9 protein-coding genes are annotated in these 13,298 nt (G+C 65.9%); 5 read left to right on the plus strand and 4 right to left on the minus strand.

Annotation, left to right across the window (positions count from 1 at the left end; genetic code table 11):
* The first annotated feature begins 25 nt into the window (after positions 1-25).
* Positions 26-1,154, plus strand: a protein-coding gene (prfB, locus tag BoBH3_RS10310) for a peptide chain release factor 2 (protein ID WP_262330706.1) whose coding sequence is annotated in 2 segments (ribosomal slippage) — positions 26-94 and positions 96-1,154 — 1,128 coding nt in all. Because the reading frame shifts where the segments join, the coding sequence is not laid out codon by codon here.
* Between the two features lie 65 nt (positions 1,155-1,219).
* On the opposite strand, the gene BoBH3_RS10315 is transcribed toward prfB, so the two are convergent.
* Together BoBH3_RS10315 and BoBH3_RS10320 are read right to left on the minus strand one after the other, a co-directional pair.
* Entirely contained in the window at positions 1,220-2,503 is a 1,284-nt protein-coding gene (locus BoBH3_RS10315; RefSeq protein WP_262330707.1) for a M23 family metallopeptidase, read from the minus strand.
* 134 nt (positions 2,504-2,637) lie between these two features.
* Positions 2,638-3,105, minus strand: a complete 468-nt coding sequence (locus BoBH3_RS10320; RefSeq protein ID WP_262330708.1) for a peroxiredoxin — start codon at positions 3,103-3,105, stop codon at positions 2,638-2,640.
* A gap of 321 nt (positions 3,106-3,426) precedes the next feature.
* Between BoBH3_RS10320 and BoBH3_RS10325 the strand changes: the two genes are divergently transcribed.
* Entirely contained in the window at positions 3,427-6,786 is a 3,360-nt protein-coding gene (locus tag BoBH3_RS10325; RefSeq protein WP_262330709.1) for a YhdP family protein, read from the plus strand.
* A gap of 15 nt (positions 6,787-6,801) precedes the next feature.
* Here the strand turns inward: BoBH3_RS10325 and tyrS are convergent, their stop codons facing one another.
* Entirely contained in the window at positions 6,802-8,055 is a 1,254-nt protein-coding gene (tyrS, locus tag BoBH3_RS10330; protein ID WP_262330710.1) for a tyrosine--tRNA ligase, read from the minus strand.
* A gap of 441 nt (positions 8,056-8,496) precedes the next feature.
* Here tyrS and gcvA point away from each other — a divergent pair, with 441 nt between their 5' ends.
* Entirely contained in the window at positions 8,497-9,456 is a 960-nt protein-coding gene (gcvA, locus tag BoBH3_RS10335) for a transcriptional regulator GcvA (RefSeq protein WP_262330711.1), read from the plus strand.
* Positions 9,457-9,465: 9 nt separating this feature from the next.
* Here gcvA and BoBH3_RS10340 read toward each other — a convergent pair whose 3' ends face one another.
* Complete coding sequence (locus BoBH3_RS10340; protein ID WP_112579257.1) at positions 9,466-10,137, minus strand: alpha/beta hydrolase; 672 nt, start codon at positions 10,135-10,137, stop codon at positions 9,466-9,468.
* 310 nt (positions 10,138-10,447) lie between these two features.
* Here BoBH3_RS10340 and BoBH3_RS10345 point away from each other — a divergent pair, with 310 nt between their 5' ends.
* Both BoBH3_RS10345 and sufB read left to right on the plus strand, forming a co-directional pair.
* Positions 10,448-11,653, plus strand: a complete 1,206-nt coding sequence (locus tag BoBH3_RS10345; RefSeq protein ID WP_262331174.1) for a cysteine desulfurase family protein — start codon at positions 10,448-10,450, stop codon at positions 11,651-11,653.
* 61 nt (positions 11,654-11,714) lie between these two features.
* The gene (gene sufB / locus BoBH3_RS10350) at positions 11,715-13,187 is read left to right on the plus strand and encodes a Fe-S cluster assembly protein SufB (protein WP_262330712.1); all 1,473 of its coding nucleotides are present in this window, start codon (positions 11,715-11,717) and stop codon (positions 13,185-13,187) included.
* Positions 13,188-13,298 lie beyond the last annotated feature (111 nt).

A 13,298-nucleotide genomic window follows, 5' to 3' on the forward strand; every position in this document is an offset into this window, starting at 1 on the left:
GCCTGTTCAAGAAGGCAGTTTCCGCATGCGGCCAGAGATCCAGACGCAACTCGACAACGCCAAGCAGTCCATTGGACTGCTGAGGAGGCATCTTTGACTGGGATCAAGCCCAGCGCCGCCTCGCCGAACTGAATGCCCTCTCCGAGGGCCCCGATTTCTGGAATGATGCCGAAGCCGCGCAGAAGCTGATGCGCGAGCGCACCTCACTGGAAACCCAGATCGAGGGCATCACCCGCCTCGAACGTGAACTCGATGATGCTCTGACGCTGATCGAGCTCGGCGAGATGGAGGACGACGAGGCCACAGTCACCGAGGGCGAGCAGGCGATCAAGGCCGTTCAGGACGAGGCTGCGCGCCTGCAGGTCGAGACTCTGCTCTCGGGCGAGGCCGACATGCTCGACACCTATGTCGAGATCCATCCCGGCGCCGGCGGCACCGAGAGCCAGGACTGGGCCGAGATGCTGCTGCGCATGTATCGGCGCTGGGGCGAGCGGCGGAAACTCAAGGTCGAGACGCTGGAATACCAGGACGGCGATACGGCCGGTATCAAGTCCGCGACTCTGCAGTTCAAGGGCCATAACGCCTATGGCTGGCTGAAGACCGAATCCGGCGTGCACCGGCTCGTCCGCATCTCGCCCTTCGATTCCAATGCGAGACGGCAGACCTCGTTTGCGTCGGTCTGGGTCTATCCGGTCGTCGACGATCGCATCGTCATCGACGTCAAGGAATCGGACTGCCGGATCGACACTTATCGCGCCCAAGGAGCGGGCGGCCAGCACATCAACACGACCGATTCGGCCGTGCGCATCACGCATATTCCGTCCGGGATCGCGGTTGCCTGCCAGCAGGAGCGCTCGCAGCACAAGAACCGGGCCAAGGCCTGGGAGATGCTGCGCGCCCGCCTCTACGAGGTCGAGCTGAAGAAGCGCGAAGAGAAGGCCAACGCCGAGCAGGCCTCCAAGACCGATATCGGCTGGGGCCACCAGATCCGTTCCTATGTGCTGCAGCCCTACCAGCTCGTGAAGGACCTGCGCACCGGCGTCAGCTCGACGGCGCCCTCCGACGTGCTCGACGGCGATCTCGACCAATTCATGGAGGCGTCGCTGGCACAGCGTGTCTACGGAACTGAAGTCGAGGTTGAAGACATCGACTGATCGTCTTCACATCCAACAAGAAAAGCCGCGCATAAGGCGCGGCTTTTCTTGTTTGTGGCCGGGATTCAGGATGCGTCGGTGAGAAGCTTGCTGCCGGCGCGCAGGAAGCGGGTCGGATCGACCGCCTCGTCGTTGATGCGGGTCTCGTAGTGGAGATGCGGGCCGGTTGAGCGACCGGTCGAGCCTACCCGGCCAAGCACCGAGCCCGTCTTCACATTCTGCCCCACCGACACCGATATCGCCGACATGTGGGCGTAGCGGGTGCTCAGCCCGTTGGCGTGCTCGACCTCGACCATATTGCCGTAGCCGCCATTGTATTCCGCCGCGATCACCTTGCCCGGCGCGGTCGCAAGAATCGGCGAGCCCGACTCGGCGCGGAAATCGACGCCGGTATGCATGGCGAGGCCGCGCGTGAAGGGGTCGGTCCGATAGCCGAAATTCGAGGTGAAGTCGTGGTCGCCGGCCATCGGCCGGGCTAGCGGCAACTGCTCGATCACGCCGCGCAGGCGGATCAGCGATGTCATGCGCGGCTGCAGGGCGACCAGCGTCGCCTCGAACGGGCCGGCCGAGGGATCGAGATTCACCGGGACGAGCGGGCCGCCGACTCCAGCCGCTGCGCCGCCCTGTGCAGCCGCGAGCCGCTCGGCGTCGAGCCCGGTCTCGGCGAGCGCGCTGCGCAGGCGCTTCTGCGTCGCCGCGAGCGACTGGTCCATCTCCTTCAAGGCGGCGATCTGTGCGTCCGAGGTGCCGGCCATGGCGATGTCGAGCTTGCCCAGCGTAGCCTCGACGCGCTTGGCCGGCGGCTCGGCAGGCGCTTCGCCCGACTGCCAGCCGCCCGAGTTCGCGCTATCGGCTCCGCGCAGCGACGGTGCTTCCGGGGCGGGCATCGGCTTGTCCTGCTGGATCAGCTTGCCAGGCAGGATCGGCGCGAAGCTGGTGACGCCGGAGGCGCGCACCGGTTCTTCCGGCTTGATGACACGGGTGCGCAGCGGCAACTTTGCGGCCGGCAGAAGGCCGCTGGATTGCAGGGTATCGGTCAGCGCGCTGACGAGTGACTGGCGCGATTCCAGCTCGGCCTGCCGGGTGGCGAGCTCGTCGACGCGGGATTCGACGCCATCCTGGTCGAGCAGGGCGCGACTTGCATAGCGGTCGATATCGGCGCGCAGCGCGGCGATGCGGTCTTCATAGGCGTATTGCCGGGCGGTCTCGCGGGCGATCAGCCGGGCGGCGAGGTCATCGCGGCTCAGAATGTACCAGCCGGCAGCGCCGCTGCAGGCTGTCGTGAGCGAGAGCCATGCCAACCCGGCCAACATCGTCGAGCGGCTGATCGTGTAGGTCTTGTGAGTCACGAGGCCCGTGGCTGGGAGGGCGGGGGCCGTCGGAGGCTGAGGATGCATTACGCGGAACCGGATTAAACGCTGCCGATGCCACCATTAGGAATTGTTAGGGTTAATCTTTCGCAAATTCCGGCCGCGATATCCGCCTAGAGGGCCTGAGCCGCGGCCAGAACCTCTTCCGCATGGCCTTCGACCTTGACCTTGCGCCAGATGCGAGCAAGGCGGCCTGCGGCATCGATCAGGAAGGTCGAGCGCTCGATTCCCATGTACTTGCGGCCGTAGAGGCTCTTCTCGACCCAGATCCCATAAGCCGAGGCGAGCATCTGCGCCTCGTCTGCCAGCAGCGGGAAGTCGAGCTCATGCTTGCGCTTGAAGTTGTCGTGGCGCTTCGCCGAATCGGGCGAGACGCCGATGATGTCCGTGCCGGCCGCCGCGAATTCCTTGCGCAGGCGGTTGAAGGCGATGGCTTCCTGCGTGCAGCCGGGCGTGTCGTCCTTCGGATAGGCATAGAGCACGACCTTCCGGCCGCGCAGGGATGAAAGGCTCACCTCGCCGCCGCCGCCGTCTCGCGGCAAGGTGAAGTCGGGGGCGGGATCGCCTTCCTGCAACGCCATGGCTTCTGCCTTCCTTTCGTCGACTTCTCGCTGCATGGGACCGTGCAGCACGGCCCGGTGGGCCGGAGATGCGAAGGGCCGGCAAAGCGGAGGCAATTCCTTTTCCGGATTGCCGAATCGCTTCTTGAGGCCGCATCGACATGCATGCCGTCTTCCGGGATTGCGACAAGGGGCGATCGGACGCACCCTGCCGCGAGCCGTCAAGGCGCCGAAAGGACTACGCGCATTTTGTTGGAGCAGGACGCAAAGCGGAACGCTGCCGGGCAGGCAACCCCTGGGCCCGCGGAGGAAGCTTGCGACCTCGACATCGACATTGAGGTCGTGAAGCAGCGGGCCAAGGCTGGGCTGGCGACGATCTGCGTCGCGATCACGGTGGCGGCTGTGGTTCTGGCGGGCGCGGCGGCGACGCTGCTGGTGACCGGCATCATCCCGCTGTCGGGCCTCGAGGGGCGGATCTCCCTGGCCATCGAGGAGCGTCTCGGCCCGGACTGGAAGGTGGAGGCGGCCGCGGCCGAACTCGGCCGCATAGACGGGCATTCCCAGCTCAGGGTCCGCCAGGTCTCGTTCCGCCACGCCAGCGGCGCGGTGATCCGCGCGCCCGAGGCCGTGCTCGGCTATGAGCCCATGGCCCTTCTGAAAGGCGAGATCCGACTCGTCTCGGTCGACCTGCGCGGCGTCAATGTCCGCCTCGGCGTGAACAAGGACGGGGCGCTGGTCATCAATGCCGACTCGGCGCCGGCTGAGGCGCCACCGCAGCCGACGCTGCCGGATGCCGCGCAGTGGAACGCCTTCACAGGTATCATGAGCGCAGTCTCGACGCTGGCACGCGGGGACGGCTTCCTCGGCGCGCTGGAGACAGCCGGCATGAACGGCGCGCGCCTGTCGCTGGTCGACCCCGAAGGACGGCAGAAGGCGGGCCTCGAAGATGTGGAGCTCAGGCTGTCGCGCGTGGGCGAGAGCGGCACCCGGCTGACGATGAAGGGGCGCACGGGCCAGCGCTGGAAGGAGATGGCCGTAGACCTCTCGACCGAGGCCGACGGCACCCGGCGCGCCGACATCGACATACTGCGCTTCGAACCGGCGGAAGTCGTCGCGCTCGCCTTCGGCGCGGGCGGCGTGGTCGTCGAGGGCATGCCTCTCCAGGGCAAGGCGACGCTGCGCCAGGCGCCTGACGGACGCAAATCGATCACGGCTGCGCTGGACGTGCATTCGGGCACGCTTCGCTTCCCGGAAAGCCCCATGCCGCCGCTGGCGGTTGATTCCGCTCATTTCGAACTGGCGAGTGGCGGCGATCTCAGCGAGCTCAACATCCTGCGCGGCGAACTCAAGGCGGGCGCAACCCAGCTCGTCACGACGGGCACGCTGCGGGCAGATAACGGGGCGTGGAACATCTCGCTCGGCGCGGCCGGTCAACTCGCGGGCCTGGACGCCGACCCGCCGATCAGGATTGATGCGCTCAAGACCGCGTTGAAGATCGACCCGGCGAGCGCTTCCGTCTCCATCGAGGAAGCCTCGATCCGCGGGCCGAACGCGACCGTCGACATGACGGCCTTTATCCAGCAGGTCGGCAGCTCACCGCTGCAGCGTTTCGCGGTCCGGGCGGCAAACTCGGATGTGCGGGCGCTGTTGGCGATCTGGCCGAGATTCACCTCGCCGGACGTCCACGACACCTTGCGGCGACAGCTCGTCTCCGGCCGGATGAAGTCGCTTGCGGTCGATCTCGATCTGCCTGCAGCGGATCATGCGCGCCTGGTCACGGGCCACGGTATGCCTGACGGCTCCCTGTCCGTCATCATCGATGGCGACCAGATCCGTTACCTGCCCGATCCGGGCCTGCCGCCTCTGATCGACGCGGTTGTCAGCGGCAAGGTTTCCGGACGCAGCGTGCAGCTGGCGATCGCGAAGGCGACGGCCGATCTCGGCAATGGGCGCCAGCTCCAGCTCAGCGAAGGCAGCTTCGTGATGCCCGAGCTGTGGATGCAGCGGGCGCAGGCCCGCATCGGCTTCCGCCAGCAGGGGCCGATGGACGCGCTGGCGGCGCTGCTCGCCTTCCCCGCACTGAAGGATTTCACGCCCGGCCAGATCGATCCGGCCGCGCTCAAGGGCGGCAGCGACCTCAAGGTCGGTCTCACTCTGCCGCTGGCGCCCGATCTCAAGCCGGAAGAGGTCGTCGCGACCGCTTCAGGCACCTTCTCGAACGTCGGCTCCGACACATTGCTCGGCACCGAGAAGCTCGAGGGCGGCAATTTTGCCGTAACGATCGACCGCAACGGCCTGAGCCTGCGCGGGGACGCGCGTGTCGGAGGCGACAAGGCCGCCGTCGAGCTCAAGCAGAATGGTAAGGGGCAGGGCGAGGCCAGCCTGCTGCTCAATCTCGATGGCGCCGCCCGGCAACGACGCGGCCTCGGCGGCGATTCAGGAGTCACCGGCACCGTTCCTGTGAGGGTCACGAAGAGCTTCGCGAAGGGAACCGATGCTCCGCCGCGCGTCGAAATCGACCTGACCAAGGTGGCGCTGGACGGCGTCATTCCCGGCCTCAGCAAGCCCGCGGGCCGCGCCGGCAAGATCAGCTTCGTCTACGTCGCCGATCCCGACGGCCCCGATTTCGAGGATTTCACGCTCGATGCGGCGCCTGCCCTGATCAAGGGGCGGCTGGAACTCAACCGACAGAACACGCTGGAGACAGCGAGCTTCCAACAGTTCCGCCTGTCGCCCGGCGACAACGTCAAGGTTGACATGAAGCGTGACGGCGGCGCGATGAAGCTGACCGTGCGGGGCGCGGTGGCCGATATCAGGCCCTTCATCAAGGATATGCAGAGCGCCGCGCCGGCCGCCAAGGACAAGGATAAGGACAAGAACGCGGCGAAGGGCGATTGGGACATCGACCTCGAGGTGCCGATCCTCACCGGCTTCAACAACGAGGCGATGACCAACGGCACGCTGAAAATGTCCCGCCGCGGCGGCGAGACGCGCTCGCTGGCTTTCCGGGCGCGGATCGGCCGGGCCGATGTCTCAGCGAACCAGGCCGGCCCCGGCCAGCAGCTGACGGTCCAGTCCGAGAATGGCGGTTCGCTGCTGCGGTTCCTGGATCTCTACGGCAAGGCCCATGGCGGCGACTTCATCCTGACCATGGGGCCGGGCGAGACCCAGAAGGGCGATCTGCTCTTCCGCAATTTCATCGTTCGCGACGAGCCTGCCTTGCGCCGTGTCGTCGGCGCGCAGGTCGGCGGTCGCACCGGCGACAGCGCGCCCGAGCAGCCGCGGATCGATGTGAGCGAGGTCTCTTTCACCAAGCTCAAGGCCGAATTCACCCGCTCGGCCAGCAGGCTCGACGTCACCGACATGGTGATCTGGGGGGAGCAGATCGGCTTCACCCTGCAGGGCCATGTCGACTACGGCCGGGACCGGGTCGATATCGGCGGCACTTTCGTGCCGGGCTATGCGTTCAACAACGCTTTCGCGCAGGTGCCGGTCGTGGGCGCCTTGCTCGGTGGCGGGAGCCAGTATGGCGGGCTTTTCGCGGTAAACTTCCGGATGTCGGGCCTCGCGAGCGCGCCGACCATGACGATCAACCCGCTCTCGGCGATCGCGCCCGGAATCCTGCGCCGCTTCGTCGATCCGCTCGGAGGCGTACCGGCCCAGCGGCTGGTTCAGCCCGGGCAGCAGCCACCACGACCCTGATGCGCCCCGGCCGGATTATTCCGGCCGCAGCAGAATGTGCTTCTTCTTGCCGAAGGAGAGCTTGATCACGCCGTCAGACGACATGTCGGCGAGGCTCAACGCGGCGCGTTCGTCGGTCACGACGGCATCGTTGACGCGCAGGCCCCCGGCCTTGACCTGACGGCGGGCCTCGCCCGTCGAAGGCACGAGGCCCGCCTTGACGAATGCGGTCAGGACGCCAAGGCCGGGCTCGATCTCCTCTCGCGCGATGGCGACGCTCGGCAGATCGGTCGCAAGCGCGCCTTCTTCGAAGGTCTTGCGCGCGGTTTCGGCAGCGGCTTCCGCCGCTTCACGACCATGGACGATCGCCGTGATCTCCGTGGCGAGGATTTTCTTCGCTTCGTTCAGCTCGGCGCCGCCGAGTGCGGCGAGCTTGGCAATCTCGTCCAGCGGCAGCCGCGTGAACACCTTCAGGAAGCGGCCGACATCGGCGTCCTCGGTGTTGCGGAAATACTGCCAGAAATCATAGGGGCTGAAGACATCCGCGTTGAGCCAGACTGCGCCGTTGGCAGTCTTGCCCATCTTGGCGCCGGACGAGGTAGTCAGCAGCGGCGTCGTCAGGCAGTAGAGCTGCGGGCCGCCCATCCGGTGCGAAAGATCGACACCGTTGATGATGTTGCCCCATTGGTCGGAACCGCCCATCTGCAGGCGGCAGCCATAGCGGCGGTTGAGCTCCGTGAAGTCGTAGCCCTGCATGATCATGTAGTTGAATTCGAGGAAGGACAGCGACTGCTCGCGGTCGAGCCTGAGCTTCACCGAATCGAAGGACAGCATGCGGTTGACCGAGAAGTGCCGGCCGACATCGCGCAGGAACTCGACATAGTTCAGCTTCAGCAGCCAGTCGGCATTGTTGGCCATCATCGCGTCGGTCGGCCCGTCGCCATAGCGCAGGATGCGGCCGAAGACCCGCTTGATGCTCTCGATGTTGCTGGCGATCTCCTCGACCGTGAGCAGCTTGCGCTGGTCGTCGCGGAAGGATGGGTCGCCCACCATGGAGGTGCCGCCGCCCATCAGCGTGATCGGGCGGTGGCCGGTCTCCTGGAACCAGTAGAGCATTGTCAGCGAGATGAGGTTGCCGATATGGATGCTGGTCGCGGTTGCATCATAGCCGACATAGGCGGTCTGGATTCCCTGCCGGCACAAAGCATCGAGGCCCTCCGCATCGGAGACCTGATGGATGAGGCCGCGCTCGTCGAGCACGCGCAGGAAATCGGACTTGTAGGTGGTCATGGCGGCTTGCGATCTGTTTTTTATCGGTCGCCGTCGTCTAGAGCATGTTCCGCCAAAGTGGAAACCGCTTTTGCAGCGCAAGTACCCCCTCGGCTCACCCTGGGACGCGGTTGAGCCAAAGTGCGACCGAGGCCCTCGGCGCAGGCACGGCGACGGCTTCGAACGACAGTCCGAGATCGCGCCGCGCACGATCATCCAATATGGCGGACTCGCCTCTGCTTCGAATTGCAGAAAAACGATGCTGCCGCAGGGCAGGCCAGGCGCGCAGCCAGGATAGGCCGGTCTGTGGAGGCAGCGGCGCCGTCGGTGACAAGCAGGTCATGATCCGATCCTCGGAAAGGCGGGCGAACGGGCCCGCTGTTGTGAGGAATCTGAACGAGCGGCCGACGAGTCACAAAGCTGAAGATTGTCACCTGTCATAAAGACAGCTTATGCTTCGGCATGCCCGCTACCGCTGCCCACCTTAGGTTGCCGCCGCTGGCCGCCGTCCGCGTTTTCGAGGCCGCGGCGCGCCACCAGAACTTCACGCGCGCCGCCGAGGAGCTCGGCATGACGCAGGCGGCGGTGAGCTATCAGATCCGCCTGCTGGAGGACCGCGTGGGCGCCGCGCTGTTCGTGCGGCAGCCGCGCCAGGTTGCTCTGACGGCGATCGGCCGGCGGCTCGCTGGGCCGGTTGGCAAGGCGCTGGCCGACATCGGCACTGTCTTTCGAGACATCTGTGAGGAGAGCCAGTCGATCCTGACCATCTCTTCGCTGCAGACGATGGCGATCAATTGGCTTTCACCGCGACTGGCGCAGTTCCAGATCGAGAACCCTCAGCTCGAGGTGCGGGTCGGGACCTCGGAGCATCTGGTCGATTTCGCCACGGAATCGGTCGATCTCGCCTTGAGATACGGGCTGGGCGAGTGGCCTGGGCTGGTGGCGGAGAAGCTGTTCTCCTGCCATTACGCTCCGCTGTGCGCGCCGGAACTGCGTGAGCAGCTGCAGCTGCGCAAGCCGGAGGACCTGCTCCGCGCGCCACTGCTCAGCCCGGGCGACGATTTCTGGAAGGTCTGGTTCGCCGATGTGGGCATCGATGTGCCGAAGCCGAAGCTCGGCGACAGAGCGGCGATGTCGCTGCAGATGCAGGCCATGAACATTCAGGCCGCCATGCGCGGGCACGGCGTCGCGATGGCCGTGCCGGAACTCTTCGCCTACGACATCGCGGCGGGGCGGCTCGTCTTTGCCGTCGAGCACGCCGTTGCCGACGACCGCGCCTACTGGATCGTTTATCCGCAAGAGCGCCAGCGCGAGCGCAAGATCAGGCTGTTCCGTGACTGGGCGCTGGCCGAGGCCAGCGCCGGATCCTTGAAGCTGCCCTCGATGGCGCAGAACGGGGACGTGGCCGCCCCGGTTCGTTGAAGCGCGAGTTCAGACCTGCTCCTGCTCGCTCTTGATGATCTCGGGGCCGACCTTGCGGTCGAGATAGACGCTGACCTGCTCCATGAGCTGCTCGACGCGACCGTCGAAGAAGTGGTTGGCGCCGTCGACCACGGCGTGCTCGATCTGGATGCCCTTCTGGGTCTTCACCTTCTCAATCACGGCCATGACCTCCTTGACCGGGGCGACGCGGTCTTCCGAGCCATGCACGAACAGGCCGGAGGAAGGGCAGGGCGCCAGGAAGGAGAAGTCGTAACGGTTCGCCATCGCCGCGATGGAGAGGAAGCCCTCGATCTCCGGGCGGCGCATCAGGAGCTGCATGCCGATCCAGGCGCCGAAGGAGACGCCGGCGATCCAGCAGCTTTTGGCCTCGGGGTTGAGCGCCTGCATCCAGTCAAGCGCCGCGGCCGCGTCCGAAAGCTCGCCCGCGCCATGGTCGAAATGCCCCTGGCTGCGGCCGACGCCGCGGAAGTTGAAGCGCAGCGCCGAGAAGCCGCGGTTCACGAAGGTGTAGAACAGATTGTAGACGATCTGGTTGTTCATCGTCCCGCCGAACTGCGGGTGCGGATGCAGGATGATCGCCAGCGGCGCCCCCCGCTTCTTGGCGGGCTGGTAGCGGCCTTCGATCCGGCCTGCGGGCCCGTTGAAAATAACCTCTGGCATCGTCTCACCGCTTCTGGTCGGGAGCGCCGGCGAGGGCGGATCGGAGCGCGGCGCATGCCTGCCCAGAACCCGGCCGCCCTTGACGGAGCCACCATGCGCGCCCTAGATGAAAGGCGCTTAGAATAGTTCTAACAGCCGTGAACAAGTCGAGAACAAAACGGTGCGCCGCTTCTGCGGATACCGCCTCGACCGGTTCTGGCCGGTTCGGATGGGCGGCTATAGCACGGCGCACAGGTGCAATTTCAAGCATTTCGTGCCGGCGGCCTTCGGGCGCGGTGAAATTGGGCATGGTGAAACGGGAGCAGCCAGGATCGTGACGGCGGGACGCGCCTATCTCGACCACAATGCGACCACCCCGGTCAGGCCGGAGGTGATCGACGCGGTCTCGCGTGCCTTGTCGCTGCCGGGCAATCCCTCTTCCGTTCATGGCGAGGGGCGCGCAGCGCGGGGCGCGATGGAGCAGGCACGCGAGCAGGTCGCTCGCCTGGTCGGGGCGAGGGCCTCGAACGTCGTGTTCACCGGCGGCGGCACGGAAGCCAATGTCACGGCGCTCTCGCCCGGCCTGATGGATTGCGATGGCGGCCGCGACTGCGTGCGCACGCCCGCTTCACTTCTGCTCTACAGCGCGACCGAACATGCCTGTGTGCGCGAGGGTCATCGCTTCCCCGCCGGCGCCGCCGAGGCGATCCCGGTCGATGGCGACGGCCTTGTCGAGCTCGCCTGGCTTGAGGCGCGGCTGTCGCGTTTCGCCGCCGAGAACCCGGGCGCGCGGGCGCTGGTTTCGATCCATCTCGCGAATAACGAGACCGGCGTGATTCAGCCGATCACTGATGCGGCCGCCATCGTTCAACGCCATGGCGGGCTGCTGCATAGCGACGCCGTGCAGGCGGCCGGCAAGGTCGCCATCGACATCGAAGCGCTCGGCGCCGATGTGCTGACGCTGTCGGCCCACAAGATCGGCGGACCGAAGGGCATCGGTGCCATTGTCTTCCGCACAGGGGCGCTGGAACTCGCCGACAAGCCGATGCGCGGCGGCGGGCAGGAGCGGGGCTGGCGCGCCGGCACCGAGAACCTGCCGGGCATCATCGGCTTCGGCGCCGCGGCCGAGATTGCGTGCGATGTCCTGACCGCGGAGCCGGAGCGGATGGCTGCGCTGCGGGACAGGCTGGAGGCGGGGCTTCTGGCGCTTTCGCCGGAGACCGCGATCTTCGGATGCGCTGCGCCGCGCCTGCCCAACACCTCCGCTTTCGCCACGCCCGGCCTGAAGGCCGAAACCGTGCTCATCAAGCTCGATCTCGCGGGAGCGGCGTTGTCGTCCGGTTCGGCCTGCTCATCGGGCAAGGTCAAGCGCTCGCATGTTCTCGATGCGATGAAAATAGACCCCGCCATGAGCGCAGGGGCCTTGCGGGCTTCGCTCGGATGGACCACCTGCGAGGCGGACATCGATCTTTTCCTGGCGGCCTACGGCAAGCTCGTGGCCGCCAGTGCCGATCGGGGCGCCCGGGCTGCCGCCTGACGCGCACCGCAACAGAAGAAACTGAACCGGCGGGCCTTGAACCCGCGACTGGAGAGAAGACATGGCAGCGGTCCAGGAGACCATTGATCAGGTCAAGTCGATTGACGTGACCGAATACAAATACGGCTTCGTCACGGAGCTGGAGGTCGAGAAGCCCGCCAAGGGCCTCACCGAGGATACGGTCCGCTATATCTCGGCGCGCAAGAACGAGCCGGAATGGATGCTGGAGTGGCGGCTCGATGCCTTCCGCCGCTGGAAGACCATGACGGAGCCGAACTGGTCGCGCGTGAACTATCCGCCGATCGACTATCAGGATCTCTATTACTACGCCGCCCCGAAGAAGGGCGCTTCGCCGAAGTCGCTAGACGAGGTCGATCCGGCGATTCTGGAGACCTACAAGAAGCTCGGCATCCCGCTGCGCGAGCAGGAAATCCTGGCCGGCGTCGCGCCGGAGAACCGCGTCGCTGTCGATGCGGTGTTCGATTCCGTCTCGGTGGTGACGACCTTCAAGAAGGAGCTGGCGCAGGCCGGCGTGATCTTCTGCTCGATCTCCGAGGCGATCCAGGAGCATCCCGAACTGGTGAAGAAGTATCTCGCCAGCGTCGTGCCGGTGACGGACAACTACTTCGCGACGCTCAACAGCGCGGTCTTCACCGACGGCTCCTTCGTCTACATCCCGAAGGGCGTTCGCTGCCCGATGGAACTCTCCACCTATTTCCGGATCAACGAGCAGAACACCGGCCAGTTCGAGCGCACGCTGATCATCGCGGAGGAGGGCGCTTATGTCAGCTATCTCGAAGGCTGCACGGCGCCCAAGCGTGACGAGAACCAGCTCCACGCTGCGGTGGTGGAGCTGATTGCGCTCGACGATGCCGAGATCAAGTATTCCACGGTGCAGAACTGGTTCCCCGGCGACGCCGAGGGCAAGGGCGGCATCTACAACTTCGTGACCAAGCGTGGCGACTGCCGCGGCAGGAACTCGAAGATCTCCTGGACCCAGGTCGAGACCGGCTCCGCGATCACCTGGAAGTACCCGTCCTGCATCCTGCGCGGTGACGGCTCGCGCGGCGAGTTCTACTCGATCGCGGTTTCGAACGGCATGCAGCAGGTCGATTCCGGCACGAAGATGATCCATCTGGGTCGCAACACGACTTCGAAGATCATCGCCAAGGGCATCGCGGCCGGCAAGTCGGACTCGACCTATCGCGGCATGGTCTCGGCCCATCGCAAGGCGACGGGCGCGCGCAACTTCACCAATTGCGACTCGCTGCTGATCGGCGACCAGTGCGGCGCGCACACCATCCCCTATATCGAGGCCAAGACCGCGACCGCCGTCTTCGAGCACGAGGCCACCACCTCGAAGATCGGCGAGGACCAGATGTTCTACTGCCAGCAGCGCGGCCTCTCCGAGGAGGAGGCGGTGGCGCTGATCGTCAACGGATTCGTCAAGGAGGTGCTGCAGCAGCTTCCGATGGAATTCGCCGTCGAGGCGCAGAAGCTGATCACGATCTCGCTTGAAGGCTCGGTTGGATAAGGGCGGTCATCCCGCACGCGCTGCGGCACGCAGTGCTGCCGCGCAGATGCGGGACCGCCATCAGGACCATCACTGGACATCACGGTCCCATGTCTGCGGCGCAGCACTGCG

Source organism: Allobosea sp. BH3 (genome assembly GCF_025499465.1).
Lineage (GTDB): Bacteria > Pseudomonadota > Alphaproteobacteria > Rhizobiales > Beijerinckiaceae > Allobosea.

Coding starts and splice junctions, on each gene's coding strand:
- sufB (WP_262330712.1), top strand. CDS start 11,715: ATGGCAGCGGTCCAGGAGACCATTGATCAGGTCAAGTCGATTGACGTG.
- BoBH3_RS10320 (WP_262330708.1), bottom strand. CDS start 3,105: ATGGCGTTGCAGGAAGGCGATCCCGCCCCCGACTTCACCTTGCCGCGA.
- gcvA (WP_262330711.1), top strand. CDS start 8,497: ATGCCCGCTACCGCTGCCCACCTTAGGTTGCCGCCGCTGGCCGCCGTC.
- tyrS (WP_262330710.1), bottom strand. CDS start 8,055: ATGACCACCTACAAGTCCGATTTCCTGCGCGTGCTCGACGAGCGCGGC.
- BoBH3_RS10340 (WP_112579257.1), bottom strand. CDS start 10,137: ATGCCAGAGGTTATTTTCAACGGGCCCGCAGGCCGGATCGAAGGCCGC.